The sequence below is a fragment of the Pseudomonas sp. SK3(2021) genome (assembly GCF_016772375.1).
Classification (GTDB): Bacteria; Pseudomonadota; Gammaproteobacteria; order Pseudomonadales; family Pseudomonadaceae; genus Aquipseudomonas; species Aquipseudomonas chlororaphis_I.
The window spans coordinates 5,569,563-5,588,591 of record NZ_CP061943.1 but is presented as its reverse complement, the minus strand read 5'-3'; the positions used below and the strand labels follow the sequence as shown (position 1 = coordinate 5,588,591).

The 19,029-nt window shown below is 61.8% G+C and carries 15 protein-coding genes; 14 read left to right on the top strand and 1 reads right to left on the bottom strand.

From position 1 onward, the window contains the following. Positions 1 to 30: 30 nt before the first annotated feature. The 7 genes from IF690_RS24650 (at position 31) to IF690_RS24620 (ending at position 11,457) form a co-directional block, all read left to right on the top strand. A complete protein-coding gene (locus IF690_RS24650) occupies positions 31 to 1,215 on the top strand; it encodes an MFS transporter (RefSeq protein WP_202697732.1) in 1,185 nt (394 codons plus the stop codon). 169 nt (positions 1,216 to 1,384) lie between these two features. Continuing rightward, positions 1,385 to 3,067: a fatty acid--CoA ligase gene (locus IF690_RS24645; protein ID WP_202697731.1), complete on the top strand. Its 1,683-nt coding sequence runs from the start codon at positions 1,385 to 1,387 to the stop codon at positions 3,065 to 3,067. A 337-nt stretch (positions 3,068 to 3,404) separates the two neighbouring features. Then, on the top strand, positions 3,405 to 5,294 hold the full coding sequence (locus IF690_RS24640; RefSeq protein ID WP_202697730.1) for a DUF1302 domain-containing protein: 1,890 nt from the start codon (positions 3,405 to 3,407) through the stop codon (positions 5,292 to 5,294). A 28-nt stretch (positions 5,295 to 5,322) separates the two neighbouring features. Further along, on the top strand, positions 5,323 to 6,687 hold the full coding sequence (locus tag IF690_RS24635) for a DUF1329 domain-containing protein (protein WP_202697729.1): 1,365 nt from the start codon (positions 5,323 to 5,325) through the stop codon (positions 6,685 to 6,687). A gap of 327 nt (positions 6,688 to 7,014) precedes the next feature. Continuing rightward, positions 7,015 to 9,750: a winged helix-turn-helix domain-containing protein gene (locus IF690_RS24630; protein ID WP_202697728.1), complete on the top strand. Its 2,736-nt coding sequence runs from the start codon at positions 7,015 to 7,017 to the stop codon at positions 9,748 to 9,750. Between the two features lie 114 nt (positions 9,751 to 9,864). Continuing rightward, a complete protein-coding gene (locus IF690_RS24625) occupies positions 9,865 to 10,368 on the top strand; it encodes a methylated-DNA--[protein]-cysteine S-methyltransferase (RefSeq protein ID WP_202697727.1) in 504 nt (167 codons plus the stop codon). 360 nt (positions 10,369 to 10,728) lie between these two features. Further along, positions 10,729 to 11,457, top strand: coding sequence for a helix-turn-helix transcriptional regulator (locus IF690_RS24620; protein WP_202697726.1), 729 nt, complete (start codon positions 10,729 to 10,731; stop codon positions 11,455 to 11,457). Between the two features lies 1 nt (position 11,458). Here the strand turns inward: IF690_RS24620 and IF690_RS24615 are convergent, their stop codons facing one another. Further along, entirely contained in the window at positions 11,459 to 12,139 is a 681-nt protein-coding gene (locus IF690_RS24615) for an acyl-homoserine-lactone synthase (protein ID WP_202697725.1), read from the bottom strand. A gap of 447 nt (positions 12,140 to 12,586) precedes the next feature. Here IF690_RS24615 and IF690_RS24610 point away from each other — a divergent pair, with 447 nt between their 5' ends. From IF690_RS24610 to IF690_RS24580, 7 genes are read left to right on the top strand one after another with little or no spacing between them, the layout of a single operon-like run. After that, positions 12,587 to 13,855: a beta-ketoacyl-[acyl-carrier-protein] synthase family protein gene (locus tag IF690_RS24610; protein WP_202697724.1), complete on the top strand. Its 1,269-nt coding sequence runs from the start codon at positions 12,587 to 12,589 to the stop codon at positions 13,853 to 13,855. Between the two features lie 2 nt (positions 13,856 to 13,857). Then, positions 13,858 to 14,664 carry a MaoC family dehydratase gene (locus IF690_RS24605; RefSeq protein WP_202697723.1) on the top strand — a complete coding sequence of 269 codons (807 nt, stop codon included), beginning with the start codon at positions 13,858 to 13,860 and terminating at the stop codon, positions 14,662 to 14,664. Then, entirely contained in the window at positions 14,661 to 14,927 is a 267-nt protein-coding gene (locus IF690_RS24600; protein ID WP_009050743.1) for an acyl carrier protein, read from the top strand. The genes IF690_RS24605 and IF690_RS24600 overlap by 4 nt, the downstream gene beginning before the upstream one ends. Positions 14,928 to 14,962: 35 nt before the next feature. Continuing rightward, complete coding sequence (locus IF690_RS24595) at positions 14,963 to 15,862, top strand: diiron oxygenase (protein WP_202697722.1); 900 nt, start codon at positions 14,963 to 14,965, stop codon at positions 15,860 to 15,862. Continuing rightward, complete coding sequence (locus IF690_RS24590) at positions 15,859 to 17,382, top strand: phytoene desaturase family protein (RefSeq protein WP_202697721.1); 1,524 nt, start codon at positions 15,859 to 15,861, stop codon at positions 17,380 to 17,382. Before IF690_RS24595 ends, IF690_RS24590 begins: the two co-directional genes overlap by 4 nt. Then, a complete protein-coding gene (locus tag IF690_RS24585) occupies positions 17,379 to 18,218 on the top strand; it encodes an alpha/beta hydrolase (protein WP_202697720.1) in 840 nt (279 codons plus the stop codon). The genes IF690_RS24590 and IF690_RS24585 overlap by 4 nt, the downstream gene beginning before the upstream one ends. A gap of 36 nt (positions 18,219 to 18,254) precedes the next feature. Next, entirely contained in the window at positions 18,255 to 19,010 is a 756-nt protein-coding gene (locus IF690_RS24580; RefSeq protein ID WP_053269877.1) for an SDR family NAD(P)-dependent oxidoreductase, read from the top strand. Positions 19,011 to 19,029 lie beyond the last annotated feature (19 nt).

The window sequence follows — 19,029 nt, the reverse complement described above, 5'->3', positions numbered from 1 at the left end:
GGCATACCTACAACGAAACAGCGTGCCGTCATGAATCAGTCTCGAAACGTAATCCGCTACATCAACGCCGCCCATGTGATCGATCACATGTTCATGCTGATCTTCCCCGCCGCCGTGCTCGGTATGACCCAGGCCTTCGACCTGGACTATGCCGCGCTGATCGGTCTTTCCCTGGGCGGCTTCATTGCCTTCGGCGCCTGTTCGCTACCGGCCGGCTGGCTGGGCGACCGCTGGAGCCGGCGGCAGATGATGCTGCTGTTCTTCTTCGGTATCGGCGCTTCGGCGATTCTCATCGGCCTGAGCAACAGCTCGACGATGCTGATGGTCGGCCTGACGTTGATGGGTGTGTTTGCCGCGATCTATCACCCGGTGGGCACGGCGATGCTGGTGGCCTATGCGCAGAACCGCGGGCGGGAGATCGGCAACAACGGCATGTGGGGCAATCTCGGCGTGGCCTTTTCAGCATTGGTCACCGGGCTGCTGATGGCGCATTTCGGCTGGCGTTCGGCGTTCATCCTGCCGGGCGTGGTGGCGATTGCCCTGGGCCTGGGGTTTGCCTGGCAGGTGCGTGAAGAGCCTATCCCGGCACGGCCCCATGTGCCGCTCAAGGGCGTGGGCGGCCAGCGTATTTCCATGGCCATGGTGTTTGGCGTCCTGGCCCTGGCAACCGCGACCGGTGGGGTGGTGTTCAACGCCACCACCATGACCTACCCGAAGCTGTTCCAGGAGCGCCTGCAGGACTTGTTCGCTTCGCCGCAGACCCTGGGCCTGGTGGTCAGCCTGGCGTATGCCTTCGGCGCCGTGGCGCAACTGAGCATTGGCCGGGTGCTGCATCGCTTCAGTCTGAAATGGCCCTTTATCCTCTTGACCCTGTGCCAGGCGCCGCTGCTGTTCGGCCTGGCCGAGGTCGAGGGCTGGGCGGTCATTGTGCTGGGAGCGGCCTTTATGTTCGTGGTGTTCGGGCAGGTCACGGTGAACGATGCGATGGTCGCCAACTTCGTAGCCCCGCAGTGGCAGTCCCGGGTGTTTGCCTTGCGCTACTGTCTGTCGTTCGGCGCCAGCGCCACGGCGATTCCGTTGATTGCCTTTGTCGAGCCGCGCCAGGGGCTGGCCGGCCTGTATCTGATCCTGGGCGGTTTCGCCGCGCTGACCTTCGCCGCTGCGTTGATCTTCCCGCGTACCCCGGCGGAGGCCGCGGCGGGGCAGGTAGCTTGAGGGGCACATGAGTGTCTTCGCGTGAATCCCCGGTCGCACGAGTGCTGGCTTGGAGCTAGCATTCGTACGGCTCTGCAAATCATTCCTTTGGCTGATTTGGCAGAGCCAGCGGCGCTCTAGAGTGAGCGTTCTTCAGCCACGACCGTGCAGTCACGAAATAGGGATGCTTATGTTGCAGACTCGCGTTATTCCGCCAGCCGAAGGCGCCTACCAATACCCGCTATTGATCAAGCGGCTGCTGATGTCCGGCACCCGTTACGAGAAGACCCGTGAAATCGTTTACCGGGACAAACTGCGTTACAGCTACCCAACCCTGATCGAGCGCGTGGCCAGGCTGGCGAACGTGTTGACGGCTGCCGGGGTCAAGGCCGGGGATACCGTGGCGGTGATGGACTGGGACAGCCATCGCTACCTGGAGTGCATGTTCGCCATCCCGATGATCGGCGCGGTGATCCACACCATCAACGTGCGCCTGTCGCCGGAACAGATCCTGTACACCATGAACCACGCCGAGGATCGCTTCGTGCTGGTCAACAGCGAGTTCGTCGGGCTCTACCAGGCGATCGCCGGGCAACTGACCACGGTGGAGAAAACCCTGCTGCTGACCGACGGCCCGGAAAAGAGCGCCGACTTGCCGAACCTGGTAGGCGAATACGAGCAGCTTCTGGCCGCTGCCAGCACCCAGTACGCCTTCGAGGATTTCGACGAAAACTCGGTGGCCACCACCTTCTACACCACCGGCACCACCGGCAATCCGAAGGGCGTGTACTTCACCCACCGCCAGTTGGTGCTGCACACCATGGGCGTGGCGGTGATCATGGGCAGCATCGACAGTGTGCGCCTGCTGGGTACCCGCGACGTGTACATGCCCATTACCCCGATGTTCCACGTGCATGCCTGGGGCTTGCCTTATGTGGCGACCATGCTCGGCCTCAAGCAGGTCTATCCTGGCCGTTACGATCCGGAGCTGCTGGTGGAGCTGTGGCGCAAGGAAAAGGTCACCTTCTCCCATTGCGTGCCGACCATCCTGCAGATGCTGCTCAATGCCAAGGCGGCCCAGGGCACGGATTTCGGCGGCTGGAAGATCGTCATCGGTGGCAGCGCGCTCAACCGTGCGCTGTATGAGGCCTCCAAGGCCAAGGGCATTCAACTGACAGCGGCCTATGGCATGTCGGAAACCGGGCCGCTGGTGTCCTGTGCCCACCTCAACGAAGAGCTGCTGGCGGGCACCGAAGATGAGCGCACGACCTACCGGATCAAGGCCGGCGTGCCCGGGCCTCTGGTGGAGGCGGCGATTGTCGATGGCGACGGCAACTTCCTGCCGGTCGATGGCGAGACCCAGGGGGAGCTGGTGCTGCGCGCACCCTGGCTGACCGAAGGCTATTTCAACGAGCCGCAGAAGGGCGCGGAGCTGTGGGAAGGCGGCTGGCTGCACACCGGCGACGTGGCGACCCTCGACGGCATGGGCGTGATCGACATTCGCGACCGGATCAAGGATGTGATCAAGACCGGAGGCGAGTGGGTATCGTCCCTGGCCCTGGAGGACTTGATCAGCCGGCACCCGGCGGTACGCGAAGTAGCAGTGGTGGGTATCCCCGATCCGCAGTGGGGCGAGCGTCCGTTTGCCTTGCTGGTGCTCCGCGAAGGGCATGCGATCGAGGCCAAGGAGCTCAAGGAGCATCTCAAGCCGTTTGTCGAACAGGGGCACTTGAGCAAGTGGGCGATTCCCAGTCAGATCGCCCTTGTTACTGAAATTCCCAAGACCAGTGTCGGCAAGCTCGACAAGAAGCGCATCCGTCTCGACATCACCGAATGGCAGGCCAACAACAGCACCTTCCTTTCGACGCTGTAAACACCTCCTGCCGTGCCCGAAAGGGCACGGTAGAGCCCACCAAGCAAGCGCTTGCCTTGTCAAATCCGAATTTTCAGCCATCCTTGCCGTGCTGGCATTTGCCGGACTGGCGAAAGGACCGTTCCAGAGTGGTTGGAGGCTGCAAATCACACTTTAGAGGGATCAAGCCGTACCACCTGCTGGCTATAGTCCGCCCAAGGATTTTTAAGAACGGGGCAACCGCGCGACACGGGGCGATGCAACTTTGAACGACTTCGGGGCTGACTGGGTTCCGCCTGTTCAGAGCGTTTTTAAAAGTGCTCAACGCCATAACAATAAAGCACATGGAGTAGCGTCGATGACATCAGTAAACCAGTTCTGGCGCCGGGCGAAACTGCCTCTGGCCGTCAGTCTCGCCTCTACGCTCGCCGGACCTGCCTTCGGCGTCAGTTTCAACATCGGTGAAATCGAAGGTCAGTTCGACTCTTCTCTATCGCTGGGTGCGAGCTGGTCTACCCAGAGCCCCAACAAGAATCTGATTGGTGTCAACAATGGCGGTCATGGCCTGTCCCAGACCTCCGACGATGGCCACGCTAACTTCAAAAGCGGCGAAACCTTTTCCAAGATCTTCAAGGGTATCCATGACCTTGAACTGAAATACGGCGACACCGGCGTCTTCGTCCGGGGCAAATACTGGTATGACTTCGAACTCAAGGACGAAAGCCGCGAGTTCAAGGACATCAGCGACAGCAACCGCAAGGAAGGTGCCAAGTCCTCCGGCGGGCAGATCCTCGACGCCTTCATCTACCACAACTACTCGATCGCCGAGCAGCCGGGCTCCGTGCGTCTGGGCAAGCAAGTGGTGAGCTGGGGTGAAAGTACCTTCATCGGTGGCGGCATCAACTCGATCAACCCGATCGATGTGTCCGCCTTCCGCCGTCCTGGCGCGGAGATCAAGGAAGGCCTGATCCCGGTCAACATGTTCTACGTCTCCCAGAGCCTGACCGACAACCTCTCGGCCGAAGCTTTCTATCAGCTGGAGTGGGACCAGACTGTCGTCGACAACTGCGGCACCTTCTTCTCCCAGCCGGACATCATCGCCGACGGTTGCACCGACAACCTGCGCGTACTGAACAAACGCTCGACCATCCCATCGATTGCCCTCGGGCCACTGGCCGCCGCGGGCGTCGACGTCAACCAGGAAGGCGTTCTGGTACGTCGCGGCCCGGACCGCGATGCACGAGACAGCGGGCAGTGGGGCGTGTCCTTCAAGTACATGTACGAGCCGCTCGACACCGAGTTCGGCGCGTACTTCATGAACTACCACAGCCGTGCGCCGATCTTCAGCGCCACCGGTGCTCCGCAGGCGGTCTTCGACCGTGTCGCGGCCTTGCCGGCAGCGTTCCGCGCCCTGGGCCCACTGGTGGTGGCGGGCAGCTCCGAGTACTTCGTCGAGTACCCAGAGGACATCCGCCTCTACGGCCTGAGCTTCTCCACCACCTTGCCTACCGGTACCGCGTGGAGCGGTGAGATCAGCTATCGCCCGAACGCTCCGGTGCAGCTGAACTCCACCGATATCCTGTTCGCCGGTGTTCGTCCCCTGGGCGGAACCCTGGCCAACGCATCGCTGCTCGACGGCGTGCCGGGCCAGGACCTGCACGGCTATCGCCGTAAAGAGATCACCCAACTGCAGACCACCTTCACCCACTTCTTCGACCAGGTCATGGGCGCCAGCCGCCTGACCCTGGTCGGTGAAGTCGGCCTGACCTACGTGGGTGGCCTGGAAAGCACCTCCAAGGTTCGTTACGGCCGCGATCCGGTCTACGGCCCGGGCGAACTGCCTGCCACCGGCAGCCTGGACACCTGCTCGCAGATCCTCAACACCAGCACCATCAACGGTGCGGGTGCGGGTACGGCGACCAACAATCGCAGCCGCAATTGCAACGACGACGGCTTCACTACCTCGACTTCCTGGGGTTATCGCGGTCGTGCCATCTGGGAATACAACGACGTGTTCGCCGGTGTGAACCTCAAGCCGAACGTGGCCTGGTCCCATGACGTCAGCGGTTACTCGCCTGGCCCTGGCGGCAATTTCGAGGAGGGCCGCAAGGCCATCAGCCTGGGCCTGGATGCCGAATACCAGAACACCTACACCGCGAGCCTGGCGTACACCAACTTCTTCGACGGCAAGTACACCACGGTGGATGACCGTGACTTCGTGGCCCTCAGTTTCGGCGTGAACTTCTAAGCATTGCATTATCAGGAAGAACAAGAATATGAAAGTAACCAAGAGTCTGTTGCAGGTCGGTGTCCTCGGACTGTCGCTGCTGGCGACCGGGGTCATGGCCGCGGTGTCGGCCGATGAAGCGGCCAAGCTGGGGACCTCCCTGACGCCGATGGGCGCGGAAATGGCCGGTAACTCCGCCGGCACCATTCCGGCCTGGAAAGCCATGCCGACCAACGCCGGCAATGCGGATAGCAAAGGCTTCCTGTCCAACCCGTATGCCAATGAGCAACCGCAGTTCACCATCACCGCGCAGAACGTCGAGCAGTACAAGGACAAACTGGCACCGGGGCAGTACGCGATGTTCAAGCGCTACCCGGAAACCTACAAGATGCCGGTCTATCCCTCCCACCGCGGGGCCACAGTGCCCGCCGAGGTGTTCGCCGCGATCAAGGAAAATGCCACCAAGACCAACCTGGTCAGCGGCGGCAACGGCCTGGAAAACTTCAAGACCGCCATTCCGTTCCCGATTCCGAAAAGCGGCGTGGAAGTCATCTGGAACCACATCACCCGCTATCGCGGGGGTAGCGTGACCCGCCTGGTGACCCAGGCGACGCCACAGGCCAACGGCTCGTTCAGCCTGGTGTACTTCCAGGACCAGTTCGTATTCCGCGACAAGATGAAGGACTACGATCCGGCGAACCCGGGCAACATCCTGTTCTACTTCAAGCAGAAAGTGACTGCACCGGCGCGCCTGGCCGGTGGTGTGCTGCTGGTGCACGAAACCCTCGACCAGGTGAAGGAACCGCGTTCGGCGTGGGTCTACAACGCCGGCCAGCGTCGTGTGCGTCGCGCCCCGCAAGTGTCGTATGACGGTCCGGGTACCGCGGCCGATGGCCTGCGCACTTCCGACAACCTCGACATGTACAACGGCGCGCCGGACCGCTACGACTGGAAGCTGGAAGGCAAGAAGGAGATGTACATCGCCTCCAACAGCTACAAGCTCGACTCGCCGCAACTGAAGTACGCCGACATCATCAAGGCCGGCCACATCAACCAGGACCTGGCTCGCTACGAGCTGCGCCGTGTCTGGCACGTGGTCGCGACCCTGAAGGAAGGTCAGCGTCATATCTACGCCAAGCGTGACTTCTACATCGATGAAGACACCTGGCAGGCCGCGGTGATCGACCACTACGACGGTCGTGGCCAGCTGTGGCGCGTGGCCGAGGCGCACGCCGAGAACTACTACGACAAGCAAGTGCCGTGGTACGCCCTGGAAACCCTCTACGACCTGCAGTCCGGCCGTTACCTGGCACTGGGCATGAAGAACGAAGAGAAATCGGCTTATGACTTCGGCTTCACCGCCACCACCAGCGACTTCACCCCGGCGGCCCTGCGCCAGGATGGCGTTCGTTAACCCGCGGTAAATCGAGGCGCATCCTCGATCGACGCCCCGACTGGTTCGGGGCGTTTTTTATTGTCTGGGTTTTTCTACAAAACCCGGGTGGCCCCTGTAGGAGCGAGCTTGCTCGCGAAAAATACTCCAGACAATGCCACCTCCCGGTAAAACCGCGCTGAGCTGATCGCGAGCAAGCTCGCTCCTACAAGTATGTGGGAAGCGCTGACAAACCCGGTTGTATTCTTTTTCTATCCATCTGTAGCAAAAATCTTCAACAGGGGGCTTTTTACCGATAGTCTGCCGACATCTGTATTGCCGACAACAGCACTTCAATAAGAGTTGGCCATGACTGATCTGTCCCGTATCCAAGGGCCTGCCGGTGCGGCCATTCCCGCGCCGGAAGGGCGCTTCTACCGACCTCCCTTGCCCGACGGCTACGTACTGCGGCCGCGTCTGTGCGAGCGCTTGAGCGCGGGTCTCAATGGCCGGTTGCTGCTGGTCAGTGCGCCGGCCGGTTTTGGCAAGAGTTCGCTGGCGGTGGAGTTCTGCCAAAGCCTGCCGCCGCACTGGCGCAGCCTGTGGCTGGGGCTCAGTCGCCGGGACAGCGATCCGGGACGTTTTCTCGAACGCCTGCTCGAGGGGCTGCAACAGTATTTCGCCCAACTGGGCAGTCAATCCCTCGGGCTGCTGAAGATGCGCCAGCGCCACCAGCCCTTCGCCTTCGAAGAATGGCTGGACGGCCTGCTCGACGAGTTGGCGGCCCACCTCTCCAGTACTTCTCCCTTGTTGCTGGTGCTGGACGATTACCACCTGGCCCAGGGGCCGGTGCTCGACCGCTGTCTGCAGTTCTTCCTCAATCATTTACCCGATGGCCTGCTGGTGCTGGTGACCAGCCGCCAGCGCCCGGACTGGCACCTGGCGCGTCTGCGCCTGTCGCGGAAGCTGCTGGAACTGCACGAGCAGGACCTGCGCCTGACCTACGACGAATCCCTGACCCTGCTCGACCGGCACAGCAGTTCGCTGCGCGGCGAGGCACTGGAAAGCCTGATCCTGCGCAGCGAAGGCTGGGTAGCGGGGCTGCGTTTCTGGTTGTTGGCGGCCTCTGAGGCGGGCAGTGGCGCAACCTTGCCGCAGTCGCTGAATGGCGGCGAAGGCCTGATTCGCGACTATTTGTTGGAAGAAGTCATCGATTGCCTGCCTGCCGAAGTGCAGTCGTTCCTCTACGACACGGCGCCCCAGGAGCGCTTCTGCAGCGAACTGTGCGATGCGCTGCGCGAGTCCCACGACAGTGCAGAGATCCTGCGTTACCTGTTGGCCCACCAGGTGTTCCTGGTGCCGCTGGATGAGCAGGGGCACTGGTATCGTTATCACCACCTGTTCTCCGACCTGTTGCGCACCCGGCCCACCGCCAACGCGGTATTGCCGCCGGCCAGCCTGCACTTGCGCGCCTGTCGCTGGTTCAACGCCCAGGGCTTGCTGGACGAGGCGGTGGAGCAGGCGTTGCGCGCCGGGCACCTGGATGTGGCGGCGAACCTGGTACAGAACCTGTCCGAGGAACAACTGCTGGCGGAACAGAACGTCGGCATGCTGCTGCGCTGGAAAATGGACTTGCCCGACAGCCTGCTGATCAGCACCCCACGGCTGATCGTGCTGTACAGCTGGGCGCTGGGTCTGGCGTGCCAGTTGGATGCCGCCGAGGAGCTGGCCAGCCATTTGAGTCGTTTCCTGCCGGCCCCTTCGGCCACCGCGCAGAAATCCATGCTGGCGCAATGGCTGGCCTTGAGCGGGATCGTCGCCCGCGGACGGGGGAATCGCGAGCTGACCCTGCTGTACTGCACCGAGGCCCTGGAAACCTTGCCCCAGAAGCGCTACGGGCAGCGGTTGGTGTGCCTGTCGACCCTGTCCAACCTGGCAATCGCCGATGGTGATTTGTGGCGTGCCCGGGGGCTTAACCGCGAGTCCCTGGAACTGGCGCAGCGGGTCGGCAACCCCTTGTTCGAGGCCCTGGCCCATTACGACCGGGCCCGGGTGCTGCAAGCGCGCGGCGAGATCCTGCGGGCGCTGGATGAAGTCCGCCAGGGCTTGCAGCGCTTGTATGGCCTGTCCACGCAACGGCTGTACGCGGTACGTGCGCGGTTGACGCTGTATGAAGGGTATCTGTTGACGTTGCGCTGCCAGCCCGAGACCGGGTTGGCGCGCTTGCGGGCGGGCCTGGTCGAGGCCCGGGCCTGTCGCGATATCAGCGTGCTGATCGGCCATTGCGTGATCGCCAACCTGGAAGGTCACAACGGTGAGTTTGCCAAGGCCTTTGCCGAGCTGGCCGAGGCCGAACGCCTGATGCACATCTGGGACGTCCCGCCGATCTACTACCTGGCGATGATCACCCTGGTCAAATGCGAACTCTGGCTGGCCCAGGGGCGCACCGACCTGGCGCAGGCCTGGCTGGCTCGCCTGGGGCAGACCTACACCGGCGATCAGGCCGCCGCCGCGCCGGAATTTCATCCACAGCTGCCGCTGCACATCGAGTTGCAGCAAGCCTTGCTCGACAGCATCCAGGGTGTGCCGGCCCTGGCCGAACAGCGCCTGGACAAACTGGTGGAGCATGGCCGGGAGACCGGGCGGCAGATGCTCAATATGATGGCGTTGAATCAGAAGGTCGCGCTGTTATTGGCCCAGGGGCGCGACCCCGAGGCCCGGCAGGCCTTTGCCCAGGCGCTGGAGGCTGCCGTGGGCGGGGCATTGCAACCCTTCGAATGGGCGGTGCGGGCGCATCCGGCCTGGGTCCGCGAGCAGCTTCAGCAGGGGGCGGCGACGCCGTTGCGTCAGACCTTGCTCGAACGCCTGCCGGCCGCCGTGGTGCGCGAACCTATGGAGCAGCATTACGGCGAAGTCCTCAGTTCCCGGGAGCTGGCGGTGCTGCAACTGATCGCCCAGGGCTGTTCCAACCAGGAAATCAGCGATCAGCTGTTTATCTCGCTGCACACCGTGAAGACCCACGCCAGCCATATCAACAGCAAGCTGGGAGTGGAGCGTCGCACCCAGGCCGTGGCCCGGGCCCAGGAGCTGGGCCTGCTGGGTTAAATTCCAGCGCAAGAAACGTAGTTCTTGCGCTGGAATGTCGGTCTACAGTGCAGGCGTACCGAGACGAAGGCCTGGCCCGGGCCTGATCTCACTGGAAGATAAAGGAGGCTTGCCATGCCCTGCGTATTCAAATTGATGAACTCACCCGTCGGTCAACTGACCCTGGTTGCCAGAGGCACCAAGCTCGCCGCGATTCTCTGGGAGAGCGAGCGCGAAAACCGGGTGCGTCTCGGCCCGTTGCAGCCTGCCGACGATCATCCGGTGTTGCTGGAAACCGAACGCCAGCTCAAGGAGTACTTTGCCGGTAGCCGAAATCGCTTCGAACTGGAGCTGGATTTTGTCGGCACCGAGTTCCAGCGCAAGGTCTGGCAGGCGCTGCTGACCATTCCTTTCGGCGAAACCCGCAGCTACAGCCAGATTGCCGCACAGGTTGGCAGCCCCAAGGCCGTGCGCGCAGTCGGTGCGGCCAATGGTCGGAACCCGATCTCGATCATCGCCCCCTGCCACCGGGTGATCGGCGCCTCGGGCAGCCTCACCGGTTTTGCCGGCGGCTTGCAGGCCAAGCAGTTCCTGCTGGCGCTGGAGGAGGGCGAGCAGACATTGCAACTGGGCTTCTAGCCCTGCCGACCCCAGGCGTGACGGCAGGAGCATCTTGCCTGCAACGGCGGTTGTAGAGCGGTTGCCGCGATATCGTTCGGCATTAACTAAACAGGTAATAAGAGTTTTGTATTCTGCCGTCAAAAAAATATCACAAACCGCTCGCTATAATTCCCTGGAGATACAACTAAAGCCGTATAGCCCGCCAGCTTGATTTCTATCAAGCCATAACAGAATATAGCGCGCCAGCGTATCGGGACTTACCAACTTGGTAGGCCAGCAGCTATGTATTCACGTGCTTAGGCATAATAAAAAATCTTGCATCGTCTTCGCCCTCTCCCGAGAGGCTGAAGTAATCCTGAAATATAGCGAGCTCATGACATGGATAGTCGACTTAAATACTCTGACTTTATTCCGGCCGACGAAAGTAATTCAAATGTCTGTTTAAAATTAGAGCTTGAAAAGCTGTTGGGCGATCTGCAGGGGGCAAGTTATGCCTATTTTGCTGCTCCTCGAAACCGCGAAGTGACACCTCTTATTATTTCGAATTACCCATCGCGCTGGCTGAAAGCCTATAAGAATGCAAACTATCATTTAATCGACCCGATCATTCATCACGGTCTTAAAAGTTGCGCGCCATTTGCCTGGAGCGATGCCCTCCAGGCCGCTTCCTGTGACAAGAGCCGGGAGTTGTTTCAACGTTCCAGCCAATACCGGATCTGCTCCGGCGCCACCTTTACCCTGCATGACGCCGGCGGCATGTTCAGTTCGCTGAGCCTTTGCAATGGCGGGTCGCAAGCCGATTTTGAGCGCCGCATGGCCGACCAGCAGGGGCAGCTACAGATGGCGCTGATCCGCTTTCATAGCCGACTGTTGAGCCTGCGGACGATGGACGAGCTGTTCCCCGAGCCTCAGACCGGACCGCTTTCGGCCAGGGAGCTGGGGGTGCTCAAGTGGGTGATGATGGGCAAGGCCTACCGGGAAATCGCGCTGATCTGCGCGATTTCCGAGCGGACGGTCAAATTTCACATGTCGAACATTTCCGGAAAGCTGCAGGTCTGCAATGCCAAGCAGGCCGTCTACGAAGCTCAGCGCCAGGGCATCCTCTGATTCAGGCGCTGATCCGCTGGGGTTCGTGGAACGCTGTGTCGAGTGGGCTCAGGCGCTTTGGCCACTGGCTGGCCCGCGAGGATGGCAAGGGGCACTTGCGGGCGATGCTGGACAGCAGGCGCTGACGATTGGCGTCGCTGATCGGCATGTTCAGCAGTAGTACCTTTTCTCCCGGCGCGGCCTCGCCGGTGTCGAGTATTTCGTAGTGCCATCCGGCGCTGCGGACGATTCGTCCCATGGCATTGCTGACGACCGTGATGATCGATTCCAGGCCGCTGCGTGCGGCATGGTTGTGCATGCACAACAGCAGCATTTCGGTCAGCGGCAGATGGGCCAGGCCGAGCTGGCGCGAGCGGGTCTTGTCGACGAAGAAGCGGCTGGATTCAGCCATCAGCGCCTGCTTGGGCGGCTCGCAGCGGAAAAAGCCACGGAACGGCCCTTCGACCATGTAGGGGTCCAGGGTGTTGATCAGGCGCAGGCCGGCCAGGGGCACGCCTTTCCAGGTGCCGATCAGGTAGGTGGTGCGCTCGTTGTCATACTCATCGAACTCGATGTCATTCTTTATATTAACCTTCCAGTTCAAACGATCGGCGAATACTTCCTTGCGCAGGCCATACAAATCGGCGACCCAGGCGTGGGGTGTCGCACTATAGTCGAGCGCGTGAAATTCGATGGATTCCATATTGTGAAGTTCTTCCGTGGGATATGGCCAGTACTAAGGATTGGGCTCGCACAGTTCGCGGAGAATCAACTTGCGGCTAAGGCAAATCAATTGTGCGGCGCTTGTTAGTTTAACAATGTCTGCCCGGCGACAACCTGTACTTAGGTGCAGTTGCAGGTTGCCTGATTTGATTTTCATTACGCACTTGACCATCTGTACCTAGATACAGTTGTCCTCTCCGGGCAATTACGACAACTTATGCCGGGCAGTGGTTAAGCCCTCAATAACGCCGTAGAGCCGAGCTTTGCAATGTTGGACGGTTGTTCCAACTAGTGCGTACATGGCTTGTACTTGCGAGTACTCCACTTGCCTTAATCGTCGAATATGCCAATGGCAGTCTGAGTGCCTGGATCAGGCTTCTTCACGCTGCGTGGCATCTCCAGCCAAGACATCGAAACAGGGAAGATCATGGAAAAGTCCGCCTCTTCAGAACCGCGCCGGGTGGTTGTAACCGGTTATGGCGCCATCTGCTCGCTTGGCGAGAATGTCGAAGCCATCTGGGACGCAATGATGGATTACCAGGTCGGTTACCGTCAGCACAGCTTCGACGATCCGAGCATCCATGCGCGTTACTTTGGCTTTATCGATGACTTCGGTCGTGAAGCGATGCGTCCGTTCTCGAAGAAAATCTCCAAGATGTTGCCGTTGTTCGCCAAATACAGCCTGGTGGCCACCCACGAGGCGATCCGCATGGCGTTTGGCGACACGCCCCTGGATGAGGTCGTCTCGCCCTTCGATCGCGGCGTGATCCTGGGCACCGGCTGGGGCGGGCTCGATACCGCCAACAGCAATAACAACGAATACCGCGAGCAGGGCATCTCCACGTCCTTCGCCACCGTCATGTCGATGTGCAATGCCGCGACCGCCGGTATCACCATGAACTGGAACATGCGCGGTATCCAGAACAGCCCGGTGGCGGCCTGCGCCACGGGCACCATCGCCATTGGCGAAGCCTACGAGGCGATTCGCAGCGGCCGCGCCAAGGTGATGATCGCCGGTGGCAGCGAATCCCTGAAAGAACAGTTCAACGTCTGGTCGGTGGATGTCATCCAGGCCTTGAGCAAGGAACAGGAAAACCCACGCCTGGCCTGCTGCCCGTTCAGCAAGGGGCGCAGCGGCTTCGTGCTCTCCGAGGGCGCGGCGGTGTTGTGCCTGGAAGACTATGAACTGGCCCGGGCCCGGGGCGCGAAGATCCTCGGCGAGATCACCGGCTACGCCAACTACTCGGACGCCTACGACATGACGGCCCCGGCCGAAGACATGCAGGCCCGGGTGCGGGTGATCAATGACGTGTGCCAGCAGGCAGGCGTAGAGGCGTCGCAGATCGACTACGTCAACCTGCACGGCACCTCGACCCCGCTCAACGATGTCAATGAAACCCGTTCGATCAAGCAGGCCCTGGGGGATGCGGCATACGGCATTCCGATGTCCAGCACCAAGTCCTACACCGGGCACTTGATTGGCGCCGCCGGTTCCATGGAGGCGGTCTTCTGCCTCAAGGCCATGGCCCGGGGCACGATTCCGGCGACCATCCATATGGATGAGGCCGACCCTGAGTGCGACCTCAACTACGTGCCCAACGAACACCTGCATGGGCAGACCCTGAACAATGTGCTGAACCTGAGCTTCGGCTTCGGTGGCGCCAACGCCGGCATCATGCTGCGCAAGGTGGTCTGATCATGCAGCTGCAATTCGGAGCCGAGCAGATCGAGGCCTGGGCCGGTCTCTCCGGCGATCGCAACCCGATCCACTTCGACCGCGAGGCGGCGCGCCGCATGGACGCGGCCGATGTGGTGGTGCATGGCATGCTCGCGCTGCTGCCGGTCAAGCACCGCATGGGGCGGGTCAGCCCGGTGCTGCCCCAGGACTGGATGCAGTTCAAGGCGCTGCTCAAGACGCCAGTGCTGCGCGACAGCACGGTGGCCCTGTCGACCCGCGAACGCAGTGACAGCACAGGGTTCAAGCTGCACTCGAGCGGTGGCGACAGCGAACACGTGATCGGCCATGTACGCATCGTCGAGGCGCCAGAGTGGTCATCCACAAGCCCGGGTTTCCTGCTGGCACGCGAGGAGGTCGCGACCTGGCTCGCACGCTTTCGTGATGACCTGGGCCGGGAGCTCGATGACTGGGTCGCGCTCGACGCGCTGATCTTTTCCCACTTCATCCGTAACCATCTGGGCGTGATCTTCGATTGCCTGTCCCCGCAGTTCCGTCAACGGCAGCGGCCGAACCGGCTCGAGGATCTGTCCGATCACCTGGTGGTGCAGACCAGCCACCAGATCACCTTCTGCACATCGCTGCGCTCGCTGGGCGAGCTGCAGACCGATATTCGCTGCGAGATCGACAACATCCACCTGATCGAAAGCCCCGGCAAGGCCGTGGGCACCCTCGATCTCGGGGTGCATGTCAGCGATCGCCACGTAATGACCATCACTCTCGGCCTGATGATAAAGGCCCTTCCAACCTCCCAAGGAGCTATGCAATGACCACTGTAGAGAAAGTATTTGCCGTTGTTCGCGACCTCATCCTGGAACTCAAGGATGTCGACGAAAACGATGTGACCCTCGATACCAACATCGAAGCGATGGAGTTCGACAGCCTGGATTTCGTCGAGATGCAGGTTGTGGTGCAGAAGAAGATCGGCGTGGCCCTGGATCCCGACTCGTTCGTCAGCCGCAAGATCGCCACGCTGCGCCAGCTGTGCGAATTCGTGGTCGAGCTCAAGGAATCGGCTGCTGTCCCTGCCTGACTGGCAGGTCCACCGTTACGGATAGGAGCAAGGGAATGTCCACGCTGATCAATAGTGTGCTCGCCATTTCAGAAGCAAGAGAGTCCAAGGTCCGCAAGCTGAGCGAAGTCTCGCACCACAAGACCATGGACCACGCGACCGTGCTGCCCTGGGACCAGGAGGTCGATCGCAGCCTGTACCCGAAGGACCCCGATCACCTGTGGATCAATGGCACGCGTTTCTGCGAAGGCCTGAGCGAGGCGCAGAAACTGGAGTTGGCCTGGCTGGAAACCGGCCGTGACATCTCCATGTTCATCTGGCTGGAGCAAACCATTCCGCCGTTGTACATGGGCTATGTCACCCAGTTCCACGACCGCATCTCCCAGGACCTGCAGGAGTACCTGATGATCTTCTCCAAGGAGGAGATCGTTCACACCCTGACCTTCAAGCGTTTCATGGGCAAGGCCGGCCTGCAGCTGTGGAACCCGCCGGTGGGTCTCTATGAGTTGCTGACCGAGACGCTGCCGAAGATGGAGCCCGCGGTGGGCGTGCTGTTCACGCTGCTGATCGAGTGGGTCGCGGAAATGGGCGCGATGCACACGTCCCAGGGGCCTGGCATCGAGCCTATGACCCGGACCATGTTCCGTGAGCACCATCATGACGAGGCCCGGCACATCGCCTTCGGTCGCTGGATCAGCGAGTCGTTCTTTGAAACGGCGAGTCCCGAGTCCATCGCCCAGGTGAGGGCCATGAGTCGCCGGATCATCCCGGCGCTGATCGACATGTTCACCTACAACCCGGAAATCGCCCGGCACACCTCGTTCGAATTCCCGATCGCGGTGGATGACAAGGCGAAGATCGAGGAGGTCTGGCGCTCGGCCCATAACGCCCGGCTCAACGATGCACGCTTTGCCGAGATCTACGCCTGGGTCGACAAGCTGGGGTTGCGGCAATGAACCAGCCGTCCTGGGACGCGATCTTCGTCGGTGCCGGGATCACCAGCCTGGCCTGTGCGGCGATGCTGGTCAAACGTGACCCCGGGGTGCGCCTGCTGATGGTCGACAAGCATATTGTCGTCGGCGGCTATGCCTCCACGTTCAGCCGGCCGAAGCAGGGCGCGGTGTTCGACTGCAGCCTGCACAAGCTCAGTGGCATGGCCGAGGGCGGCAACCTCATCCGCATCCTGCGCGACCTGGGGCTGGACGAGACGCTGGACCTGGTTTACCCCCAGGACTACTTCTGCGCCTACCGGGACGGCACGGAACTGCCGCTGGCCAATGATGCGGACGGGGCGGAGCGGCAGCTGGTCGAGCGCTTTCCCCATCAGGCCGAGGCCATCGCGACCTTCTTCGAACATGTCCGGACCTACGGGCGCAACGGCTACTACCAGTTCCAGATGCTCGACGGCAGCTTCGAGCCGGACATGGCCCAGTTGCGTTTCGCCCATCGCAACCTGAAGCACAAGACCGTGCGCCAGGCACTGCACGAACTGTTCGACGACCCGTACCTGATCGAGATCCTGGCGGCGCCGGGCATCTACGTCGGCGGTTACTCGGAAGACCTGGGCTATCTGTACTACCTGCATGTGGTGTACGCCACGCTCAACCGTGGCAACGCCTATGTCGCCGGCTCTTCCCAGCACCTGTCCAACCTGCTGGCGCGGCAGATCGAACAGGCGGGCGGGCAGATCATGCTCAGCACCCGGGTCGATGGCGTGCTCACCGACGGCCAGGGCAACGCCACGGGCATCAGCACCCAGCGCGGGGTGTTCCATTCTTCGCGGGTGTACATCAACGCTTCACCGCACTACGCGGTGCAGCACCTGTTCGCCGCGGACGTGGAACTGGCGGCCACCCGGGAGAAGCTCACCGGGCTGAAGCCGGCACGCTCGACCACCACCGTGTACCTGGTGACCGACCTGCCACCGGAGCAACTGGGCTTGCAGCACAGCGAATCGATGCTGTTCGCCGATGACCCGGCGGCTGGCGCCGAGCTGCGCATGGCCGCTGCCCTCAGCGGTTATGAGGCGCAGCTCAGTGAGCGGGCTTTCTGGGAGATGTCGCCGATCGAGGTCACCAACTATCACGCCTTGGACCCGGCTGCGGGCCAGGTGGTGTGCATCAACGTGCTCGACTCGATCGCCCATTGGCCGCAGCGCCGCACCGCGCAATACCGGGCCAAGAAGCAGCGGGCCAGCGACATCCTGGTGGAGCGTCTGTTGCGCCAGGTGCCGGGGCTGCGCGGGCACGTGCTGCATACCGAGGTCGCCACGCCCCACACCTATGTGCGTTTCACCAACAACACCGACGGTTCGGGTTATGGGGCGATGGTGGGGACCGATCTCAAGGGCCATGTATTCCATCACGGCTTCCCGGTGCAGGGCGTGCAGTTCCTCAGCGCCTGGGTGGCAGGCCCCAGTTACGAAGCCGCCTTCGGCTATGCCGAGATGAAGGCCAGGCAATGGAGGCGAGCATGAGCAAGAACGAGCAGTCGACCGGTTGGCTGGGGATCGCCATTTCCAAGTTGTTCATCCGGGTCATGTTCCGTCAGGTACAGGGCTGGAAGCGTGACGTGCCCACGCGTGCGGCAGGCTTTGTGGAGATCGCGCGCGACGGCAGCCGGCTGGAGGGAGCGTCCCTGCGCACCTGCGCCATGCGCCCTCGGGGCGTGGTGCTGTTGTGTCATCCGTTCCTCAAGTACGGCATGCATTACTTTTTCGAGAACAACCTGGACCAGGCGTTTCTCGACCAGGGCTATCACGTGGTCGCCTTCAACTTCAAAGGCTTCGGCCGCAGCACCATCGGCGGCCATGCGTTCGCCGACGATGTGCTGGCGATTGCCCGGCGCGTGTCGCGGGACAACCCCGGCCTGCCGATCCACCTGGTGGGCTGTTCGTTTGGTGGCTATCACCTGTCCCATGCCCTGGCGCGGGATGCCACGCCCTTCACCTCGGCCGTGCTGGACAGCGTGCCGATTTCGGTGCGCAGCTACTTTACCCGCGGGCCGCTGCGGCTGGCCATGCGCTGGATCAGCGGTAGCCGCCTGGCGGTACCCACCGGGACCTGTGCCATCGATCACTCACTGCGTGGGGTGCGTCATCTACCGATCGCCTACTTCTACGGGCGCAACGACCACTTCATCCCGGATACCAGCGTGACTGGGCTCAGCCAGGAGTGCGAGGCGCTGCACGTGGTCGGTTTCGAGGGCTGTCGCCACCTGGAAAACCACAAGAAACACCGGGACCGCTACTTCGAGGAGATCTTCGATTTCTTCGCCCGTGCGGAAGCTCGAAAAACCGCCGTGCCGGCATGACAGCGGCAGGGATCATCAGGTCAAAGGATGTAGTTCATGGAAGTTCAGCAGTCTTCAAACGGCAAATGGGTACTGGTCAGCGGCGGCAGTCGCGGCATTGGCCGCGCACTGGTCCTGGCCCTGGCCCGGGAAGGGTATCGGGTCGCGTTCACCTACCAGTCCTCGGCCGACGCGGCCTTGCAGCTGGAGCAGGAAGTGGCCGCCAGTGGCGGCCTGGCCAGCGGGCATGCCTGTGACGGAAGGGACCACGACTCGGTCGAGGCGGTCTGCGCCCAGTTGGTGGAAACCCACGGCGAGCCCTACGGCTTGATCAACAACATGGGCGTGACCGGCGACCAGCTGTTGTTCAAGTTCGACATCGAGCGCTACCGCGACGTGGTCGCGACCAACCTCGATTCGGCGGTGTATTTCAGTAAGTGCCTGGCCCCGGCGATGGCCGCCGAGCGTCGCGGCAAGATCCTGCACATGTCCTCCGTCAGCGGGCTCAAGGGCAACAAGGGACAGATGGGGTACTCGGCGACCAAGGCGGCGATGATTGGCATCACCAAGACCATGGCCCTGGAAATGGCGCGCTTCAAGATCACCGTCAACGCCATCGCCCCAGGCTTCATTGCCACGGAGATGGTCGGGCAGATCGCCGACCCGATACGCAAGTCGATCACCGACACCATCCCCCTCAAGCGCTTCGGCGAAGTCCGCGAAGTGGCGGCCCTGGCCAGCTTCCTGCTGTCGCCCCAGGCCGACTACATCACTGGCCAGACATTCGTGATCGATGGCGGTCTGACGGCCTGATTAGCAGTTCTGATCTGGC